Below are 19696 nucleotides of genomic sequence, written 5' to 3' on the forward strand. Positions count from 1 at the left end.
GACTAGGGTTCAGCTGACGAACCAGAAAGTGCTCGACCTCCGACCGGGGTTGCCGGCGGGAGGATCATGAGGTCACAGGGCTTACGGCTTGGGTTTTTTCGCGGCAGCCGGCTTTTTAGCCGCCGGCGCTGCGGGTTTGCCTGGGGCCGGGGCCGGCGGCTTGGCTTTCGCTGCTGGCTTGGGTGGGGTTTTCGGCTTGGCGGCGGGTTTGGGCTTGCTTGGCGTCAGCGCTTCGGCCTCTGCCAGCTTGCGGGCCATCTCCCAATGGCGCGCCTCCTGACCTTGCGGCTTGCCCTCCGATTCCCAGATCTGATACGCGAATTCTCGAACACGTTTGTCTTCAGTACTCATCACAATGCTCCTCGCAGAAAATTTCAGCTTTATTGATCATCAGGATTGATAAAGACATTGACCGGGAAATCCCCCAGCGCAGTACTGATTAACAGCTCCTTGTCTGGTGTGACTGCGCCTGTATGAAAAAGTCCCTTCCAGTTTTCGGTTGGCGCGGCGAACGGTAATTTCACCCGCGTATCGCCCCAAACCCGCGCATTGACCTGCGGATGCACACCATTTTCCAGCAGGCGATGGGGCCAGCGTGGCACCACCACCAGCACGCGTTTGCCCTGGTGTTCGCGACAGAACGCGACCACGTGTTCGGCATGTTGGCCGACCACGTCCAAGGGCGTGTAGCTGCCCCGATGGAACACCTCAGGATGGGCCTTGCGCAAGGCCAGCACCTGGGCAATCAAGGCCTGCTTGATGCGCCCGTCATGCCAGTTGAACAACAGCTCGCCCATGTCTGGCAGGGTCTCCAGCGCGCGTTGCCGTGCGTTGAAATCCACCGGGCGACGGTTGTCCGGGTCCACCAGGCTGAAGTCCCAGAACTCATCGCCCTGGTACAGGTCCGGCACACCCGGCACGGTGACTCGAAGCAAGGATTGCGCCAGCCCATTGAGTGCGCCGGCGGGGGCAATGGCCTGGGCGGCGGCGCCGATGGACGTGCGCAGTGCGCGGCCTGCGTCGCTGAGCAGCAGGCGCGTGAGAAAGGTTTCCACGCCTTGCTCGTAGGCCTCGTTGGGCGCACTCCAACTGCTCTGCAATTTGGCTTCGCGCAGGGCTTTTTGTTGCCATTGCCAGAGGCGCTGTTGATAGGCCTCGAGTGCCGGCTGGTCATCCAGGTGCAGGTCCAGCGGCCAACTGCCGAGCAGGGCCTGATAGAGGATCAATTCATCGCCCGCCGACGGGCTGGTGGCATCGCTGCGTAACGGCGCGGCTAGCGTGCGCCACTGCTCCACGTGTTCGGCGTACCAGGCTGCGCACTCACTCAGCACGGCCAAGCGGGCGCGGCTGTCTTCGCCGCGTTTGTGGTCGTGGGTGGCGGTGGCCAGCAGGTTGTCGGGGAACGCCTGCAAGCGCTGCTGATTGGCCGCGTGAAAATCGGCCAGCGGTGCGCTGAACTGTTCGGTACTGAAGCCCACGTCGTTGCGCGACAGCAACACCGCCGAGCGATAGAACGCGGTGTCTTCCACGGCTTTGGCGGCGGCGGGCGAGGTCAACTGCTGGAAGCGCACGCAGGCATGCTTGAGCAGTTTGCGCTCGCGGCCGATCGGACGATTGCGCCACGGCTGGCCACCCAGCCATTTGTCCAGGTTGTCCAGCACCGGCCAGTCGCCCTCGCTCAAGGTGCTGCGCGCGCCGGCCAGGGCTTGCTGGAAAAACACGTCGTCGTGCTCGCTGCGGCCAAGGGCGCTGATGTAGGTGCGGTACACCGGGAAATGCACGATCAATTCCTGCAGGGCGCGGCGGATCGCGCCGAGCGTCAGGTCACGGCTCATCACATCGTCGCGGGCCACTTGCAGCAGGGCCTGGGCCACGCTTTCGAAGTCGCCGGCGAGGGAACCGTTGAGGATCTGCTGGCGCGCCAGCCAGGCTTCTTCGATAAAGGCCGACGGCCGTTCGCTGTGGCGTGTCCACAGCTCGGCCAGCGCTTTGAAGCCTTGCGGGTCGTGTTGCAGCAGCGACAGCTGGTTCATGAATTCGTAGCCGGTGGTGCCGTCCACCTTCCAGTCGTGGCGCAGGGTTTCGCCTTCGCCGAGGATTTTTTCGACGAAGATCGGTAGGTGACGTTCGGGCGACAGTGCATCGACCCGACGGCGCAGCTTGCGGCAATACCCGCGAGGGTCGGCCAGCCCGTCGATATGGTCGATGCGCAGGCCATCCACCAGACCTTCGTTGATCAGATCGAAGATCTTGCCGTGGGTGGCTTCGAACACGGCGCTGCGCTCTACGCGCAGGCCGCCCAGTTCGTTGACATCGAAGAAGCGTCGCCAGTTGATATCGTCCGCCGCCGTGCGCCAGCTAGCCAGGCGGTAAGCCTGTTGCTCCAGCAGCGCGTGCAGGCGCTGGAAACCTTCGGGTTGGCGTGCGTCGAAGGCGCCCAGGCGCTGTTCGATGGCCTTTTCCACGGCGCTATGGGTGGCGCGTTCGGCCAGGGCGTGTTTGAGCCAGGCGGCCTCGGCATAGGCGTCGTCCTGGTAGGCGAGGGCGCTGAAGCGGTCGGCGAGCGGTTTGAGCAGGTCATCGGCGCCCAGAATCATCGCGTAATCCCGTGGGCAGATCGGGAAGCGGTGCTCGTAGTGCTCGACGAAAAAGCTGCCGTGTACCGCGTCGAAGTGCAGGGTCAGCGTGCCGGTTTGCAGGGCTTCGCCATAGTCGCTGCCGAGGAACGGCATGAGCAGTTGGCCTTTGAGCAGCGGGTCGGGCGAGTGCCATTGAATGTCAAAAAACTCACTGTAGGGGCTCAACCTGCCCCATTCCAGCAGGTCGAGCCACCAGGGGTTATCGGCGCCGCCGACGGCCATGTGGTTGGACACGATGTCGAGGATCAGCCCCATATCGTGCTCGCGCAGGGCGGCCACCAGGCGGCGCAACGCCGCTTCGCCGCCCAGTTCCGGGTTGACGGTGGTCGGGTCGACGACGTCATAGCCATGCATCGAACCTGCGCGGGCGCTGAGCAGCGGTGAGGCATACACATGGCTGATACCCAGCCGGGCGAAATACGGCACCAGGGGCACCGCGTCATCGAGGGTGAAGCCTTTATGGAATTGCAGGCGCTGGGTGGCGCGCAGGGGCAGGGCCTTCATCGGTCACGCTCATGGGCTTGATTGCGCGCCACGGCCAGCAGCTCCAGGCGGCGGGCGGCACCGGCATTGTCGAGTAGGCTCGCCGCCTCACCGGGCAGGCGCCGACGCCAATTGGGGTGGGTGTCAGTGGTGCCGGGCAGGTTGGCTTGTTCTTCGAGGCCCAAGGCATCTTCCAACGGCAGCAGCACCAGCGGCGCACGGGTGTGGCCCAGGTAGCGCACGCTGGCGTCGATCATGTGGTCGGTTTCATTGCGCACTTCATCGACGAAGTTCTGCGGGTCCTGGCTCAAGGCCTGGCGCAGTGCCTGGCGTTCGTGCCGGCGGTGCTCGCTCCATTGCTCGACGGTGGGCGCATCGATCAAGCCGAGCTGGACGTTCCAGTCGATATCGCGGCTGTGCCACCAGCCATTGAGGGTGGGCAAATCGTGGGTGCTGGTGGTGGCCAGGGCGTTGTCCGGCCAGTCGAGGATCGGCTTGAATTGGCCGTCGTGGCCCTGTTCGAACAGCAGCACGCGCATGCCGAGAATCGAGCGGCCGATGAGTTTGTCGCGCAGGCCATCGGGCACGGTGCCGAGGTCTTCGCCGAGGACGATGGCCTGGTGGCGGTGGGATTCCAACGCCAGCAGACGCAACAGGTCGTCCACCGGGTAATACAGGTAGGCGCCTTCCTGCGGGGAGGCGTCCATGGGGATCACCCACAGGCGCTGCAAGCCCATCACGTGGTCAATACGCAAGCCGCCAGCGTGGGCGAAATTGGCCCGCAGCATCTCGATAAAGGCGCGGAAGCCGTGGCGCTTGAGACCTTCGGGGGCGAAGGCGGAGATGCCCCAGCCTTGGCCGGCGCGGTTGAGGATGTCCGGCGGCGCGCCGACGGTCAGGCCGGCGAGCAATTCATCCTGACGGCTCCAGGCCTGACTGCCGCCGCCGTCGGCACCGACGGCCAGGTCGGCGATCAGGCCGATACCCATGCCGCTGCCACGGGCGGCTTGTTGCGCGCGTTCCAGGCAGCGCGCGATCAGCCATTGGCCGAAGGCGTAAAAGCCGATCTCGTCGCGGTTTTCTTCGGCGAAGTGTACGAGCGCCGGGCTTTGTGGGCTGCGCCATTCTTGCGGCCAATGGCGCCAGTCGAGGTCTTCCCCGGCGGCGGCACGCACGGCCTGTATGGCTTCGAAACGGCAGTGGTTTTCCAGGGCTTCAGCGCCGGCCTGGCGGAAACTGAGGAAGTCGGCGTGTTGCGGGTGATGACCCTGACGGAAGTCGTCATACAGGGCACGCAACAGCCGTTGTTTGGCCTTGGCTGCGGCGGGCCAGTCGATCAGCGTGTGTTGTTCGAGTGTGTGCAGTTCCTCGGCCAAACCGCAGGCCTCGATGGCATTGCGCACTTCGCGCTCACCCAGGATGCAGCCGGGCGATGCGTACAGGCTATTGAGAAACAGCCGGCTCGACGGCGAATACGGGCTGTAGCGCTCGGGGTCGGCGCTGAACATCGCGTGCATCGGGCTGATCGCCAGGGCATCGGCGCCGCGTTCGGCGGCCGAGCGGGCCAGGTGTTCCAGGGCCAGGGTGTCGCCGAACCCGCCGTCGCCGAGGCGGCGCAGGGAATACAACTGGGCGCTCAGGCCCCAGGCACGCGGGGTGTGACGGTCGACGGCGTCAGCGACGCTGTAGCAGTGGCGGGGCGCCACGGCCAGGGTGAAGGTCTGGTCGGCGATATGTACTTGGTGGTAACCGAGGGCGATCACGCCGGGCAGCACCGCGTCGCGGTCGAGGTGCAATTCCATGACTTCGCCGCCTTCCAGGCTGACCCGGCAGGCGGTGTCGGGCTCGAAGTAGCGCGCCAGGTCCAGGCCTTCGCCGCTGTCGACGGTGAGCAAGGGCGGCAGGTGTTTGTCCTGTTGTACCTGCTCCAGGTCGCGCAGGCTGGCGTTGATCTCGGCATCGCTGTCGGCCGGGTGGCCCAGGCCTTTGAGGACGGCGCGCAGGGCGTCGGGGCTGACACGTTGCGGGCGGCCGTTTGCGTCGATCCAATCGACGGCCAGGCCCGCTCGGCCAGCGAGGATTTCCAGGTTCGCTTCGCTCAAGAGTGCTCTCCAACAGGGGATAGGGTAACGCGTGCGCTGAAGGGCGCCAGGTGCGTGTGGTCATGGGCCGGCGTCTGGAACAGTACGTGCTGCCCAGCGGCGTGAGCCAGGGCCGTGGCACTCAGGTTCAGGTCGATCTGCAACAGGCTGCCATTGCCCAGGCGCCAACGCGCGGTGACGGCGCCGTCTGCTAGCACCTGGGCACCGAGCGCGATGCTGCCGGGTAAATGCGGCACGATATGCGTGTGCCGCAGGTTCAGTAGGTGACGGTAGAACTGGGCGTGCGCGCTCTCGGCGAAAGACGGCGCTGACTGCTCAAAGGTCGACAGGGCGTTGGGATCGGGAATCCGCGCGCGACGCTCCGGGTCGTGGAACGCGGCAAAGTCGGCGAATTCATTGCGCCGACCTTCACGTACCGCTTCAGCCAGTTCGCCATGGTGATCGGTAAAAAACAGAAACGGCTCGCTGGCGTTGACTTCATCGCCCATGAACAGCAACGGGATCATCGGCGACAACAGCAGCAAGGTGGTCGCTGCCTTGAGCGCCTGGGGCGAACAGAGCTGGTGCAGGCGTTCGCCGAGGGCGCGGTTGCCGATCTGGTCGTGGTTCTGCAAAAACGCGACGAAGGCGGTGGGTGGCAAACCGCTGCTCGGTTCGCCGCGCGCATGCCCGTGGCGTGTGGTGTGGCCCTGGTAAATAAAGCCTTCGCCGAGGCAACGTGCGAGTTTGGCGGTAGGCGTTTGGGCAAAGTCGCTGTAGTAGGCATCGGTTTCGCCGGTCAGCAACACGTGCAACACGTTATGGAAGTCGTCGTTCCATTGCGCATCGAAATCGTGCTTCAACAGGCTGGCCTGGTTGAGTTCGTTTTCCAGCACTAGCCATACGTGACGGCCGGTGTCGACCTGTTGGCGCACCCGTTGTGCCAGCTCATGCAAGAAGCCGGGATTGTCGATGGCGTGTACCGCGTCCAGCCGCAGGCCGTCGAAGCGGTAGTCGAGCAGCCACATCAGCGCGTTATCCAGAAAGAAGTTCCGCACTTCACGCCGATCGAAGTCGATACCGGCGCCCCATGGCGTGTGTACATCTTCCTGGAAGAAGTCTTTGGCGTACTGGCCCAGGTAGTTGCCATCGGGGCCGAAGTGGTTGTAGACCACGTCGAGGATGACCGCGAGCCCGTATTCATGAGCGCTGTCGATCAGTTGCTTGAGCTGTTCGGGACTGCCGTAGGAGGACTGCGGCGCGTAAGGCAGAACGCCGTCATAGCCCCAATTGCGCTCGCCGGGAAATTGCGCCAGGGGCATTAGCTCAATCGCGGTGACGCCTAGCTCGGCCAGGCGTGGCAGGTGTTTTTCGACTTGCGCGTAGCCCCCCAGCGCACCGACATGCAGTTCGTAGATCACGGCTTCATGCCAGGGCCGGCCTTGCCAGTGGTTGTGTCGCCATGCATAGGCGAGCGGGTCGACCACCAGGCTCCAACCGTGCACATCCGAATCCTGGGCCCTGGACGCGGGGTCGGGAACATCCATTTCGCCATCGATGTTGTAGCGATAGCGCGTGCCCGCGGGGCACTTTATCTCCGTTTCGAACCAGCCATCTGCCTGGGGCAGCATGGCTATTGACTTGCCATCTTCCAATTCAACGCTGACATAAAACGCGTCTGGCGCCCACAAGGCGAAACGCGTGTGTTGCGCGTCCAGCATGATTGCGCCGTGGGGCCAGGTTTCCAGAGTCCGTAACGGCATCTATGAAGACCTCCCTTGATTATTTAGTCGATTTCCCCAAGGCCTTGGCCACCAGTTGTTCATACAGTTCTGCGTAGGGTTCGACCGCCTGGCACCAGTTGAATGGTTGGGTCATGGCGCGGCAGCGCATGGCGTTGAGCAGGCCTGGGTAAGCGAACACTTTGAACGCACGGCTCAGGGCTTCGCGGTAGCTGTCCACGCTGGATTCGTTGAACAAAAAACCGGTGACGCCGTCTTCGATGGTGTCCGCCAGGCCGCCGGTGTTGCGCGCGACCGGCAGCGAGCCGAAACGCTGGGCGTACATCTGGCTCAAGCCGCACGGTTCATAGCGCGACGGCATCAGCAGAAAGTCACTGCCGGCAAACATGCGACGGGCGTCGGTTTCGTTGAAACCGATGCGCACACCGACCTGGCCTGGGAAACGCAGCGCCAGTTCGCGCATGGCGTGTTCTTCTTCAGGCTCGCCGCGGCCAATGATCGCGATCTGGCCGCCGTTCTCGACGATAAAGCTGGCGACCGCTTCGGTCAGGTCCAGGCCTTTCTGATAGACCAGCCGCGAGACCACGGCGAACAGCGGGCCGCTGGAGTCATGCAGGCCAAACAGGGTGCGCACGTGAGCGGCGTTGACCGCCTTGCCTTCCCAGTCGCCGATATTGAAGTTGTGGGTCAGGTGCGTATCAGTGGAGGCTTCCCAGCTTTCGTCGATGCCGTTGGGAATGCCGCTGAGCAGGCCTTGCTGGGTCTTGCTGGCGAGAAAACCGTCCAGCCCGCAGCCGAATTCCGGGGTGGTGATTTCCTGGGCGTAAGTGGCGCTCACCGTGGTGATGTGACTGGAGTAGGCCATCCCCGCCTTGAGGAATGACATCTTGCCGTAGAACTCCATGCCTTCCTGTTGCAGGGCATGGGGTGGAATACCCAGCTCCGGCGTCGAAGCGAGGCTGACCACGCCCTGGTATGCCAGGTTATGGATGGTGAACAGGGTGGGCGTGCGTGACCCACGCCAGTGCATATAGGCAGGCGCCAGGCCGGCCGGCCAGTCGTGGGCATGCACCAGGTCCGGGCACCAGTGGATTTGGGCGAGGTTGGCGGCCATGTCGGCAGCGGCCAGGCCCAGGCGTGCGAAGCGAATGTGGTTATCCGGCCAGTCGCGACCGTTGTTGGCGCCATACGGGGTGCCTTCGCGCTCGTACAGTTCGGGGCAGATCAGTACGTAGACAACCAGGCCGTCCTTGAGGTCCATGCGCCCGATCTTGCAGGGCGGCAGCGCGGCGTGGCCACCCAGCTCACCGATGATATGGATCGGGTTGTCGCTTTCCATCACCTGCGGGTAACCGGGGATCAGCACACGCACATCGTGCAAGTGCGCCATAGCGCGGGGCAGGGCAGCGGAGACGTCGCCGAGGCCGCCGGTTTTAACCAGGTCGGCAAATTCGGAGGTGACGAACAAGACTTTCTTTCGATTGGGGTTATGACTCACGATCGGCCGCACAGTGTTGGGCAGATCGACCAACGATGTTGGCCCCCCTGCCGATTTACTAAAACGCTCTCCCTGAGTATCTACTGCGGCACTGATCATAGTTCTCTCCCACATGTTGGTTGGCTGGTGGCTCGCTGCCACTAGCTCCGAAGACCGCTTCCTGCGGCCAGACGCACAAGCGCTATACAAACTGGCAAGGCTTGTGCCAGTTGCACGGTTAGCTGAAATAGATTGGATGGACGGGCATTCGGTCTGAACCGCTTATGCACGCCTAACCCTAAACCTGACCTACGGCAGAGTTCTAAAGTTTCGATTTTTTGCGGGGCTTTTGTTTTGGAACGGACCCATCGGTGATGAGTCTAGGACAAATCCTAAAGACTGTAGGGTTTATGTGGAAATTTTGTAGGACAAAAAAACTTGTAACAATATGCGACATTGAAAGGCTGCGCAGGCGCTTGCGGATTAGCGCACTACGACTGTGGCTCGGGAGCTTGCTCTCGCTGGGCGCGAAGCGGCCCCGATACAGGGCCGCAATGTAGCCAACGGAAGCAAGCGCCTTCGCCACAGTAGTGCGCGTGCGCCGAGTTGGTGCGTTAGCCGAGCACGCGAATGGGCGTGCCCTCGGCCCAGGCTTGGATATCCTCGACCATCTGCTGATAAAACTGCCGGTAATTCTGCTCGCTCACATACCCGACGTGAGGGGTGGCCAGCACATTCGGCAAATGGCGCAACGGATGATCCACCGGCAGCGGCTCCTCGGCATACACATCCAGCGCGGCCCCCGCCAGGCGGCCGTTGCTCAATGCCTGCAGCAGCGCGGGTTCGTCCACAATCGGCCCGCGTGCCGTATTGACCAGGCGTGCCGTCGGTTTCATCCAGCCCAGCGCCTCGGCATCTACCAGCCCACGGCTACGCTCGCTGAGCACCAGATGGATGGTGAGGATATCGGCCTGTTCGAACAACTCGCGCTTGCTGACCCACGTGACCCCGGATTCCGCCGCGCGCTGCGGTGTGAGGTTTTCACTCCAGGCAATCACCCGCATCCCGAACACCTGGGCAAATTGTGCGACCTTCTGGCCGATGCTGCCCAGCCCGAGAATCCCCAGGGTCTGGCCATGCAGGTCGCCGCCCAGGCCCACCTGCCAGTGGCCGGCGCGCAGGGAATTGGCTTCGGCCAGCAGGTTGCGCGTGGACGCCATGATCAACGCCCAGGTCAGCTCCGGCGCCGCGTGTTTATAACTGTCGGTGCCGCACACCTGGATACCCAGGGCGTGGGCGGCGGGGAGGTCGATGGCGGCGTTGCGCATGCCGCCGGTCACCAGCAGCTTGAGGTTCGGCAGGCCTTGCAGCAAGGGTTTATCGAAGGTCGAGCGTTCGCGCATCACGCAGATCACGTCGAAGCCTTTGAGGCGCTCGATCATCGTGGCGGTGTCTGCCGGATACTCATGCAGAAAATGCACCTGGCCGACCGCCGCCAGGGTCGACCAATCCACCACACCACGGGCGACGTTCTGCCAATCGTCAATGACTGCGATCTGTAGCGACATTCTCGCGTGCCTCTCATAAAGTTGGATTAAAGGCCGTTGAGCCCTTGCAGCAAGGCCTTGTGGAACTGTGCCGGTTCTTCCATCTGCGGTGCGTGGCCCAGGCCCGGAAACTCCACCAGCGTGGCGTGGGGAATCAATTTGGCCACCTGTTTGCCCAGCACCTCGTAGTGCCCGATCTTCGCCTTGACCGCCGGGGGCGCGAGGTCCTTGCCGATGGCGGTGGTGTCGCTGGTGCCGATCAGCAGCAGGGTCGGCATCTGCAAGTCCTTGAACTCGTAGTACACCGGCTGGGTGAAGATCATGTCGTAAATCAACGCCGAGTTCCATGCCACCTGGGTGTGGCCGGGGCCTTTGTTCATGCCGGCGAGTATCTGTACCCAGCGCTCGTATTCGGGCTTCCAGTGGCCGGCGTAGTAGGTGTCGCGCTCGTAGCTGCGGATGCCGTCGGCGCTCACCTGCAGTTCGCGCGCGTACCATTGGTCGACGCTGCGATAAGGCACGCCGAGGGCCTTCCAGTCTTCCAGGCCAATTGGGTTGACCAGTGCCAGTTGCTCGGTTTGCTCTGGGTACAGCAGCGCGTAACGGGTGGCGAGCATGCCACCGGTGGAGTGGCCGAGCAGGGTGGCCTTCTGAATGCCGAGTTGTTCCAGCAATTGGTGGGTGTTGATCGCCAGTTGCTGGAAGCTGTACTGGTAGCTGTCGGGCTTGCTGGAGGTACAGAAACCGATCTGGTCGGGTGCGATCACGCGGTAACCGGCGTCGCTCAACGCCTTGATCGAACCCTCCCACGTGGCGCCGCAGAAGTTCTTGCCGTGCAGCAGCACCACACTGCGACCGTTGGCTTTGCCGGTGGCCGGGATGTCCATGTAGCCCATTTGCAGGGATTTGCCCTGGGACTGGAAGTTGAAATGCTCAACCGGGTAGGGGTATTGGAAACCCTGCAGCTCAGGCCCGTAGCGGGGGCCTTCGCTGGCGGCGAACGCGGGCACTGCGCCAACGGCGAGCAGGCCGGCAACGCAAAAGGTGCGGATTAGAGGCATGGCGGGGCTCCGAGTAGGGTGCCCGGATGCTGTTTGCAGGCGATTAAGTGGGGATTAACACCCAATGCAGGGTCAGCGCGGCCAGCACGCCATAACGCGCGCCCTTGGCCAGGGTCACCAACAGCAAAAAGCGCCACAGTGGCTCGCGCATCACCCCGGCGATCAAGGTCAGCGGGTCGCCAATGATCGGTACCCAACTGAGCAATAACGTCCAATGCCCCCAGCGTTCATAGTGGCGGCGCGCCTTGTCGAGTTGCCTGGCGTTGACCGGAAACCAGCGTCGCGCCTTGAAGTGCTCGATCGAGCGCCCCAGCAGCCAATTGACCAGCGAGCCGAGTACATTGCCCAGCGTGGCGATGCCCAGCAGCCACCACAGGCTGTAATGCCCGCTGAGCAGCAGGCCCACCAGCACGGCTTCCGACTGCAAGGGCAGGAGTGTGGCGGCGCCGAATGCCGCGAAAAACAGCCCCAGGTATCCCGTCAGCATCGATCAGTGTGCCGGGTAGTCGGCCACCACCACATCTTTGCCGTCGCGGGTCAGGCCAATGACTTGGTAGGCGTCACCGTGGCCGTCCATTTCCATGCCGGGCGAACCCATGGGCATGCCCGGCGCGGCGATGCCGAGCAAATCATCGCGCTTGCGCAGCGCCAACACTTGTTCGGCGGGTACGTGGCCTTCGACGAACTTGCCGTCGATCACGGCGGTATGGCACGACCCCAGGCGCGGCGCGACGCCGAGGCGTTGTTTGACCGCGCTCATATCGGCTTCAACGTGGTCATTGACCTTGAAACCGTGGCTTTCCAGATGGCTGATCCATTGCTTGCAGCACCCGCAGTTGGCGTCGCGGTGTACGTCGATAGGGATCAGGTCGGCCGCCTGGGCCAGGCCGGTGGTCAACAGGGCTGAAAGCAGGGCCAGTCGCAATGGGATTTTCATGGGGCGTCTCGCACGTCAGAGAAGGTCGTCGGATGGGCGCTATCATGCCAGTTTATGTGCGCCGCCAAACCCCCTTCGGGGGCTGGGTTGATCCGCGTTCGGTTGTTTCAGCGAAACTCGAACCGTTCGCTGTGCAGGTTGGCCAGCGGAATCCGCTGGGCGTTCATCAGTTCGCGGACCTTGACCAGCAAACCCTTGGGGCCACAGAAGCTGACATGCACCTTGTCGGGGTCGGTCTCGGTCACGGCCTGGCGCAGGGTGTCGGCCAAGCGCTCGAGGCCGCCGGCATTACTGACGAATTGCGCACCCCGTAAGCGGGCCATGGTTTGCACCTGCTCGGCGGGCGGGAAGGCGCGCGAGGGCGTGAAGCAATAGACCAGCGTGGCTTTGCCGAAGTCTTTGGCCGCGGGGTCTTGCAGCCAGGAAATAAACGGTGAAATACCCACGCCAGCGCCGATCCAGATTTCCCGCTCGGCCTGGACGACGCGCTTGAAGCGCCCGTAAGGCGCATACAGATCGGCGCGCATGCCAACCTTGGCGCAGTCTGCCAGGGCGTTGGTGTAATCGCCCAGCCCTCTGATCATGAACGAAATCTGCCCGTTCGCACTGTTTGCGCTGGCGATCGTGAACGGATGCGGCTCGCGCAGTCCTTTGACCTGCATCGCCAGGAACGCGAACTGCCCCGCCTTGAAGTCGAACCCTGTGTGAATCGGCGCCAGTGTCAAATGCAGGGCGCCGTTGGCGCGGTTGACGGCCGTCACCCGGTATTCGCCGGCACGAGCCACCGAGGGGTAGAGCACCAGTTTATAGAAGACCGCGATTACACCCAGGCCACAGCACAACGTCAACCAGACGCCCGATGGACTGGCCAGGGTGATCGGCGATTTGAAGCTCAGCCAGTGCAGGATCACGAGCAGGAACAGCGGGCCAGACAGTTTGTGCCACCAGCGCCAGACGCTGTAAGGGATGTTGCGGTTCAACGCCAACAACACGATCAGGCCCAGCGCCACGTAGCTCAACTGACGTACCAGGCGCGTCCAGTATTTGGGCAGCTCCATGATGGGCACGCTGTTCCACACATCCAGGTTGGCCTTGAACACAAAGTGATACGTGGCAAACACCAGCGCCCAGATGCCCAGCCACTTGTGTACCTCATAGACGCGATCCAGGCCGCCAAACACGCTCTCCACCACCGACCAACGACTGGCCAGTACGCAGGACGTCGCCATGTACACCAGGGCGGCAGTGCCGAGCAGCAAGCTGAGGGTCGCTGAGGTCAGCCAGGTATCGACCGGGATATCAACGAGTAACGTCAACGTCGTGATCAGAAAGAGGACGACGAGGCAGTGGCGGGTTTTCAACGGGTACTCCTAGGGTTTCTTCGGGGGTGAGTGAGTGCTCATCTCTCGTTTTTCAGGGTATCCGGTTACGCGAAGGGCGGCCTTGACGTCGGTCATGTGCGGGGGGATGGGCCGACGTCTGGCCGACGTTTCTCGGTCAGTTCTTGAAGGTCGAGTGTTTACGGCCCTGGTCGCACAGGGCGAACACCACCACCAGCAGTGCCGCGATCGCGAGGATAATCACCACGCCACCCGTAGCGTGGGTCGGTGATGCGGCGACTAGGGACAAGGCGCCCAGCGGCGCCAGGCCGCCGGCGATAGCGGTGCCGATTTCGCGGCCGGTGCCGAAGCCCGAGGAGCGCGTCTGGGTGGGAAATTGACGGCTTAAGAACGAGCCCTGGGGTGCGAACATCATGGGGGCGAGCAGGCCGGTACCGACGCCGATAGCAATGTAGATCATCAAGCTTTCGCCGGTATCGAGCAGGGCCAGGAACGGGTAGGCAAACAACAGCGAGCAGACGCCGCCGAGTACCAGTACTTTTTTGCTGCTCCATTTGTCGCACAGCCAGCCGAAGCACGGCACCGCGACGATGGCGATCAGGCTGGCAATGGTCACCGACAGCGACGTGACATGCACATCGACGCCTTTGAATTGAGTCAGGTAGGCCAGGGAAAACGTCTTGAAGATATAGCTTAAGGCGTTGTAGCCAATGGCTACGAAGAACACCACGGCCAACCCCTTGAGGTCATTCTTGAACAGCGCTTTGAGCGGCGAAGGCTTGGCGGCCGCAGCTGCCTGGCTCAACTCCTTGAACTCCGGGGTTTCCGGAATGCTGTTGCGCACCCATAGGCCGACGCCGACCAACGCGATGCTGCAGATGAACGGGATGCGCCAGCCGCCTGCCAGCATGAAGTCGTTGCCGTTGATGGTCAGCAGGTACACGGTCAATGAAGACAGCAGCAAGCCCAGGTTCAGGCCCAGTGCCGGCCAGGCGCCCTGGCTGCCGCGCTTGCCTTCCGACGCGTGCTCGTAGGAGGTGACCGCCGCGCCGGACAACTCGGCCCCGGCGCCCAGCCCCTGGATGATCCGGATAAACACCAGGATGATCGGCGCCCAGATGCCGATGGAGGCATAGCTAGGGATCAGGCCGATCAGCGTGGTACACACGCCCATCATGCAGAAGGTCAATACCAGCACTTGTTTGCGGCCGAATTTGTCCCCCAGGTAGCCGAACAGAATGCCGCCGAACGGCCGGGCGATAAAGCCGATGGCAAAGGTGGAAAAGGCCATGAGCGAGGCGGTTTTCGGGTCGCTGTTATCAAAGAAAATCTTCGAGAACACGATGGCCGCCATGGTGGCGTACAGGTAAAAGTCGTACCACTCCAGCATCGACCCGAAGATCGTGGCGGCGGCGACTTTGCGCAGGCGTTTTTTGCTGTGTGCAGGCGTTTCCGGGGCAGCGGTATGGGGTGTCGCCGTCATTCTGTACTTCCTTCTGAGTCATTATATTTATTGTCAAAGTGACGCTTGTTGCGTTGGTCCGGGTGAGGCCGGGGAAGCGGTATCAGCTTGGTGTGAACATGCGGTCGGCGATCATTTCGCCGATGGGAATCGCCGAGGTCGCCGCGGGCGAGGGCGCGTTGCAGACGTGGAGCATGCGGGGCGTCTGGGCGAACAGAAAGTCGTGGACCAGGCTGCCGTCGCGCATCACGGCCTGGGCGCGGATGCCTGCTTCAAAGGGCAGTAAATCTTCGAGGTTCAACGACGGGCAGTACTTGCGGCATTGCGCCAGGTAGCCGGATTTGAACAGTGAGTTCTTCATCTCGACGCTGCCCGAACCCAGGTTCTGCCAGAGGGTTTTCCAGAAACCGGGGAAGCTGGCGTACTGCGCCACGTCGCGCCAGTTGATCGAGAACTTGCGGTAGTTCTCCCGGCCCAGGCCCAGTACTGCGTTGGGACCGACCGTGACGCTGCCATCGATCATCCGCGTCAGGTGAACGCCGAGGAACGGCAGTTCCGGGTCCGGGATCGGGTAGATCAGGTGGTTGACGAGGTTGTTCTTCGACGCCGGTAGGCGGAAGTACTCGCCGCGAAAGGGAATGATCTGGTGGTCGATCTTGACCCCGGCCATTGTCGCCAGCCGATCCGACTGCAAGCCGCCACAGACCACCAGGTGCCTGGCTTGCCAGGCTTCGCCACGGGTGTTGACGGTGACCTTGTCGGTGTCTTCCGAAATCGCGGTGACGGTGCGCTCCAGGCAGATTTCACCGCCTTGTCGGCGAATCACCTGGGCCATGGTTTCGCAGACCTGGCGGTAATCGACAATGCCGGTAGCGTCGAGAAACAAGCCGCCGAGACCGATGATGTTGGGCTCGCGCTGGCGCAGTTGGTCGGCGTCCAGGCGTTCGACCTTCAGGTGATTCAACTGCGAGCGCGCATAGAGTGCCTCCATCCGCTGCATTTCCAGAGGCGTGGAGGCCACCAGCAACTTGCCGCATACCTCGAATTTGATCCCGTGCTCGCGGCAAAACTGTTTGGTGGCCTCGGCGCCGCGTTTACACAAATCGGCCTTGAGGCTACCGGGTGCGTAGTAGATGCCGGCGTGAATCACCCCGCTGTTATGCCCGGTCTGGTGCTTGGCCAGCGTGGCTTCTTTTTCCAGGATCACCAGTGAAGCGTTGGGCTGGCGTTTGAGCAGCTCCATCGCAGTGGCCAGGCCGACGATGCCACCGCCGATGATGCAGAAGTCATAAATCATGGTTTGGAGTACCTAGGGGCTGCACATTTCAGTCTGCTTATCAGGTTGTCAGACTAATGTTTTTGTTAAAAAAATGGCGTGCCCGAGGCACGCTGCAGAAAGCTTGGATCATTCAGTTCGTGGCAGGCAGCTCAAGTTGCAGGCGCTTGGCCGCTGCGCGCAGGTGTGCTTCGGCATTGGCTGCGGCCGCTTGAGCATCACCATCGGCGATGGCCTGGTAAAGCGCCTGGTGTTCCTGGGTGGCGTCGGCCGAGCCACTGGCAAAACGCGACGCCGAGTTTTCCCAGGCGGTTTTGCGCGCACTGGCCAACTGGCTGCGCAGAAAGTCATGGAAGGCGACAAAGTAGTCATTCTTGCTGGCTTCGGCGATGGCGCGGTGAAACTCGACATCGGCGAGGGCGGCGGCCTCGAAGTCGGCGCGCTTGTCGTGCATTTCCTGCAGGGCGTTCTTCATGCGTTGCAGGTCGCCGGCGTCACGGCGTTGGGCGGCGATCGAGGCGGCCTGGGTTTCGATCCACAGGCGCACTTCGAACATTTGCGCGAGGTCCGGACGGCGACCGTTTTTTTCCGGGAAGCGAAACACTGTGCCCGTAGGGTTTTGCGAGATAAATGAGCCCAGGCCGCGCTTTGCCGTCAGCACGCCGTCGGCCTTGAGCTGGGCAATGGCTTCGCGCACCACCGAACGGCTGACGTTCAGTTGTTCAGCCAGTTGCTGTTCAGTGGGCAAACGCGACTCGGGCGCCAATTGGCCAGAATCGATTTCGGCGCGGATGGCGCTGACAACCCGTACAACGAGCGAGTCAGGGCGCTGGAGCTCAAGCATGGGAAAACCTTAGTAGTCAGGTTGTCAGACAATAGAGGTTGCGGTTTTGCCTTGTCAAGAGGGTGTCGGATCTGTCTGCTCGTTGAGCCGGTAGGCTTGCAGTCAATACTTCGGCGCATTACGGCCGCGCTGAAGCTCGACGCAACCCCCCTGGCGATGCTGATTCATTCGATGAAGGCGGGGTTTTCCAAGCGCTGCTTGAGCTGGTCCAGCGCGATTGTGGACAGTTCAACCATGCGTTCGTGCAAGCCGGTGAGTTGCAATTCGGTTTCATAGGTCAACACGCGCTTGAACAGCGTGCCGTCACGAAAGGCCTGCAGGCTGTAATGAATCGAGCCGTCGACGGCCAGGGAGGTGAACACCGCCTTGAATTCTTCCGGGGGACGGGCGATCTGTACGCGGTAGCTCATGGGAACCCGCACGCCCAGCAGGTCGATCACCTCGGTAAAGCGCGTGCCGGCGGGGAGTGAACCGGTGGTGCCGGTGTCGGCGCTGAGGGAGGTGGGGTGCCATTCGTGCCAGCGATCCGGCTGGGTCACATAGCGGTAGACCGCATCGATTGGGGCTTGGATAAAGCGTTCCTGACTGATCCGTGCCAAGCGGACCGACTGCTCGACAGCGCGCATGGCACACCTCCTGTGTGGCGAAACTACGCGCCGGGAGCTGTCAGAATAGACCTACTCCCATGCATTGCACGGGAGTGTCTCATTAATTTATCACCGCACCTTGAAGCGACTCATCAACGCGATCACCCGGCCATTGGCGTTGAGCAGGCTTTGGGTATTGGTTTCAGTGGCATGGCCGCTTTGCACCAGTTCCTCGACCATATGTCGGATATGAACCATGCTGCGGTTGATTTCCTCGGTCACGGCGCTTTGCTGCTCGGCGGCTGTCGCAATCTGGGTGCTGAGGTTGTTGATATGGCTGACCGAACCGGCCATTTCGTCCAGGCCGATGTTCACCCGCGCCGTGGCATCCGCTGCCGACTGGCAACTGGCCTGGGTGTTTTCCATGGCCGCCACCGACGAACTCACGCCGATGGTCAGCCGTGCGAGCATTTCGTTGATCTGCGAGGTGCTGGCCTGGGTGCGCGCGGCCAGTGCGCGCACTTCGTCCGCCACCACCGCGAAACCACGGCCTTGCTCGCCGGCCCGCGCCGCCTCAATCGCTGCGTTGAGGGCCAGCAGGTTGGTCTGGCCGGCGATCGCGCCGATCACGCCGAGGGTTTCGGTGATGCGTGCGGCGTCCTGGCGCATGTTTTCCACGGTGTGAGTGGCGCTGGCGACTTCGCCGATCAAGGCGCCGACGCTGCTTGAGGCTTCGCCCACCACCACGCGGGAACGGTCGGCATGCTCATTGGCGCGCTGGGTGAAGGCGGCGGTTTGCGCGGCATTTTGCGCGACGGTGTCGGCGGTGGAGCTCATTTCGGTGATGGCGGTGACGGTCTGATCGGTCTCCGAGGCATGCCGCACCAGGATCTTGTTGGCTTGTGCCGAGGTCTGCTGCAATTGCTCCAGGCTCGTCGACATGGCGCCGGTGGCTTGGGTCACTTCACCGATCATGTTTTGCAGGTAAACGATAAATCGGTTCACCGAGTGGCCGATGGCGCCCAGTTCATCTTCGGCGCGGATGGTGATGCGTCGCGTCAGGTCGGCATCGCCGGTGGAGAGCGCGTCGATATTGGTTTTCAGTGTTTTCATGCGCTGCACCAGTTGGTGGATCGCATAGGCCGCCAGCAGCACCAGCAGCAACACCATGGGAATTTGCAGCAGGGCCAGGGAACCGAGCACATCGTCGCGCTGGGCGGTGATCAGCGAGGTGGGCAGGGCGGTGGCGAGGAACCACGGCGTGCCTTCGATGGGGCGCATATAGAAGGTGCTCGCGACGCCCTGGTTGTCGAACTCGCTGCGTTGTAGTTTCTGCTCACGGTGGGCGAGGGCAGCGCTGACCTGGGCGGCGAACGCCGAGGCGCCGCTCAGTTCGCTGATGTTTTTCAATACCACCGGGCCGCTGATGCGCGTGCTGTTGCTGATGATCTTGCCGTCGCCTTCGACGATCAGCATTTGCCCGCCGATGTCTTTTTCCTTGCTCGCCACCAGGTCATTGAAAAAGCCCAGGGTCACGTCGATGGTGGCCACGCCATACGCCGCGCCGTCTCGCTGGATCGCCATGGCGCAGTTGGTGCGCGGCTCCTGGCTGGCGTCGTCCTTGTAGGCAGCGGCCCAGGCACATTGACCGCGCGGTGCGGCAAGGCCGCCTTTGTACCAGCTCTGGTCGTAGTAGTTGGGGGCGGGGTCACTGTTCCAGAAGGTGTTCACTGCCAGTTTGCCCGACGCATCGCGGTGCCAGAACGTGCTGTGCTTGTTGCGTCCGGGGGTGCGTTGGTTAGGCAGCGGCCAGATCCCGCCGCCGAATACTTTCAGCTCGCCGTATTGATCCACCAGGCCAGGCAGCACCTTGTCGATCGCATCGCTGTCGAGCAGGGGGATGGTCTGGGTGATGCTGCGTTGCTGGGCCTGAACCTTATTCAGCTCGCCCTGGATCTGTTCGGCCACTTCGGCGATGCGGTTGAGCACCACTTGTTCTTCGGTATGGCGCAACGTGGGCGCGACCAACTGGCCGATGCCCACCACTGTCAACACAAATAGCACCAGGACGAACAGCACCAGAAACAGGGTGTAGCGGGCTTGAATGGAGCGCAATGAGGGCATGGGGGTCGTCCTTACGAAGCGTTTATTGTCGACGCGGCTTTTTTAGAGCTTCGTAGGGGTATCGGCCTGGCGGTGGGGAGCTTTAGGCACCGTCGT

General features: G+C 62.4%; 15 protein-coding genes and 1 pseudogene. All 16 read right to left on the reverse strand.

Annotated features, from left to right (window positions below; translation table 11 throughout):
• Nucleotides 1–81 precede the first annotated feature (81 nt).
• Nucleotides 82–351: a DUF2934 domain-containing protein gene (locus ACS5Q8_RS13510; protein WP_247407937.1), complete on the reverse strand. Its 270-nt coding sequence runs from the start codon at nt 349–351 to the stop codon at nt 82–84.
• 29 nt (nt 352–380) lie between these two features.
• Nucleotides 381–3143: a malto-oligosyltrehalose synthase gene (locus ACS5Q8_RS13515; RefSeq protein WP_276192823.1), complete on the reverse strand. Its 2763-nt coding sequence runs from the start codon at nt 3141–3143 to the stop codon at nt 381–383.
• Entirely contained in the window at nt 3140–5224 is a 2085-nt protein-coding gene (malQ, locus tag ACS5Q8_RS13520) for a 4-alpha-glucanotransferase (protein WP_465160307.1), read from the reverse strand. Before malQ ends, ACS5Q8_RS13515 begins: the two co-directional genes overlap by 4 nt.
• On the reverse strand, nt 5221–6966 hold the full coding sequence (gene treZ, locus ACS5Q8_RS13525) for a malto-oligosyltrehalose trehalohydrolase (protein WP_443697433.1): 1746 nt from the start codon (nt 6964–6966) through the stop codon (nt 5221–5223). The genes malQ and treZ overlap by 4 nt, the downstream gene beginning before the upstream one ends.
• Nucleotides 6967–6985: 19 nt before the next feature.
• Complete coding sequence (gene glgA / locus ACS5Q8_RS13530; RefSeq protein WP_443694517.1) at nt 6986–8542, reverse strand: glycogen synthase GlgA; 1557 nt, start codon at nt 8540–8542, stop codon at nt 6986–6988.
• A 494-nt stretch (nt 8543–9036) separates the two neighbouring features.
• Complete coding sequence (locus ACS5Q8_RS13535) at nt 9037–9990, reverse strand: D-2-hydroxyacid dehydrogenase family protein (protein WP_465160308.1); 954 nt, start codon at nt 9988–9990, stop codon at nt 9037–9039.
• Nucleotides 9991–10016: 26 nt separating this feature from the next.
• Nucleotides 10017–11030: an alpha/beta fold hydrolase gene (locus ACS5Q8_RS13540; protein WP_465160309.1), complete on the reverse strand. Its 1014-nt coding sequence runs from the start codon at nt 11028–11030 to the stop codon at nt 10017–10019.
• A 43-nt stretch (nt 11031–11073) separates the two neighbouring features.
• On the reverse strand, nt 11074–11517 hold the full coding sequence (locus tag ACS5Q8_RS13545; RefSeq protein ID WP_443699390.1) for a YqaA family protein: 444 nt from the start codon (nt 11515–11517) through the stop codon (nt 11074–11076).
• A 3-nt stretch (nt 11518–11520) separates the two neighbouring features.
• A complete protein-coding gene (locus ACS5Q8_RS13550) occupies nt 11521–11967 on the reverse strand; it encodes a DUF411 domain-containing protein (RefSeq protein WP_276192829.1) in 447 nt (148 codons plus the stop codon).
• Between the two features lie 107 nt (nt 11968–12074).
• Nucleotides 12075–13328 (reverse strand): ferredoxin reductase family protein, encoded by a 1254-nt coding sequence (locus ACS5Q8_RS13555; protein WP_465160310.1) that lies wholly within the window; start codon nt 13326–13328, stop codon nt 12075–12077.
• A gap of 136 nt (nt 13329–13464) precedes the next feature.
• A complete protein-coding gene (locus tag ACS5Q8_RS13560) occupies nt 13465–14790 on the reverse strand; it encodes an MFS transporter (RefSeq protein WP_276192831.1) in 1326 nt (441 codons plus the stop codon).
• Between the two features lie 82 nt (nt 14791–14872).
• Nucleotides 14873–16066 carry an L-2-hydroxyglutarate oxidase gene (lhgO, locus tag ACS5Q8_RS13565; RefSeq protein ID WP_276192832.1) on the reverse strand — a complete coding sequence of 398 codons (1194 nt, stop codon included), beginning with the start codon at nt 16064–16066 and terminating at the stop codon, nt 14873–14875.
• A 112-nt stretch (nt 16067–16178) separates the two neighbouring features.
• On the reverse strand, nt 16179–16889 hold the full coding sequence (locus ACS5Q8_RS13570; protein WP_276192833.1) for a FadR/GntR family transcriptional regulator: 711 nt from the start codon (nt 16887–16889) through the stop codon (nt 16179–16181).
• A 164-nt stretch (nt 16890–17053) separates the two neighbouring features.
• Nucleotides 17054–17515, reverse strand: a complete 462-nt coding sequence (locus ACS5Q8_RS13575) for an SRPBCC family protein (RefSeq protein WP_276192834.1) — start codon at nt 17513–17515, stop codon at nt 17054–17056.
• A gap of 90 nt (nt 17516–17605) precedes the next feature.
• A complete protein-coding gene (locus ACS5Q8_RS13580; protein WP_443699416.1) occupies nt 17606–18451 on the reverse strand; it encodes a methyl-accepting chemotaxis protein in 846 nt (281 codons plus the stop codon).
• A 15-nt stretch (nt 18452–18466) separates the two neighbouring features.
• Nucleotides 18467–19600 (reverse strand): annotated as a pseudogene (locus tag ACS5Q8_RS13585) (HAMP domain-containing protein); the annotation flags it as partial.
• Nucleotides 19601–19696 lie beyond the last annotated feature (96 nt).

Source organism: Pseudomonas sp. PAMC25584, assembly GCF_058135675.1.

Excerpts from the sequence above, each read along its gene's own strand:
- treZ (WP_443697433.1), bottom strand. The coding sequence starts at position 6,966 with ATGCCGTTACGGACTCTGGAAACCTGGCCCCACGGCGCAATCATGCTG.
- ACS5Q8_RS13560 (WP_276192831.1), bottom strand. The coding sequence starts at position 14,790 with ATGACGGCGACACCCCATACCGCTGCCCCGGAAACGCCTGCACACAGC.
- ACS5Q8_RS13575 (WP_276192834.1), bottom strand. The coding sequence starts at position 17,515 with ATGCGCGCTGTCGAGCAGTCGGTCCGCTTGGCACGGATCAGTCAGGAA.
- ACS5Q8_RS13550 (WP_276192829.1), bottom strand. The coding sequence starts at position 11,967 with ATGAAAATCCCATTGCGACTGGCCCTGCTTTCAGCCCTGTTGACCACC.
- ACS5Q8_RS13545 (WP_443699390.1), bottom strand. The coding sequence starts at position 11,517 with ATGCTGACGGGATACCTGGGGCTGTTTTTCGCGGCATTCGGCGCCGCC.
- ACS5Q8_RS13535 (WP_465160308.1), bottom strand. The coding sequence starts at position 9,990 with ATGTCGCTACAGATCGCAGTCATTGACGATTGGCAGAACGTCGCCCGT.
- ACS5Q8_RS13515 (WP_276192823.1), bottom strand. The coding sequence starts at position 3,143 with ATGAAGGCCCTGCCCCTGCGCGCCACCCAGCGCCTGCAATTCCATAAA.
- lhgO (WP_276192832.1), bottom strand. The coding sequence starts at position 16,066 with ATGATTTATGACTTCTGCATCATCGGCGGTGGCATCGTCGGCCTGGCC.
- ACS5Q8_RS13570 (WP_276192833.1), bottom strand. The coding sequence starts at position 16,889 with ATGCTTGAGCTCCAGCGCCCTGACTCGCTCGTTGTACGGGTTGTCAGC.
- ACS5Q8_RS13580 (WP_443699416.1), bottom strand. The coding sequence starts at position 18,451 with ATGATCGGTGAAGTGACCCAAGCCACCGGCGCCATGTCGACGAGCCTG.
- ACS5Q8_RS13540 (WP_465160309.1), bottom strand. The coding sequence starts at position 11,030 with ATGCCTCTAATCCGCACCTTTTGCGTTGCCGGCCTGCTCGCCGTTGGC.
- glgA (WP_443694517.1), bottom strand. The coding sequence starts at position 8,542 with ATGATCAGTGCCGCAGTAGATACTCAGGGAGAGCGTTTTAGTAAATCG.
- ACS5Q8_RS13510 (WP_247407937.1), bottom strand. The coding sequence starts at position 351 with ATGAGTACTGAAGACAAACGTGTTCGAGAATTCGCGTATCAGATCTGG.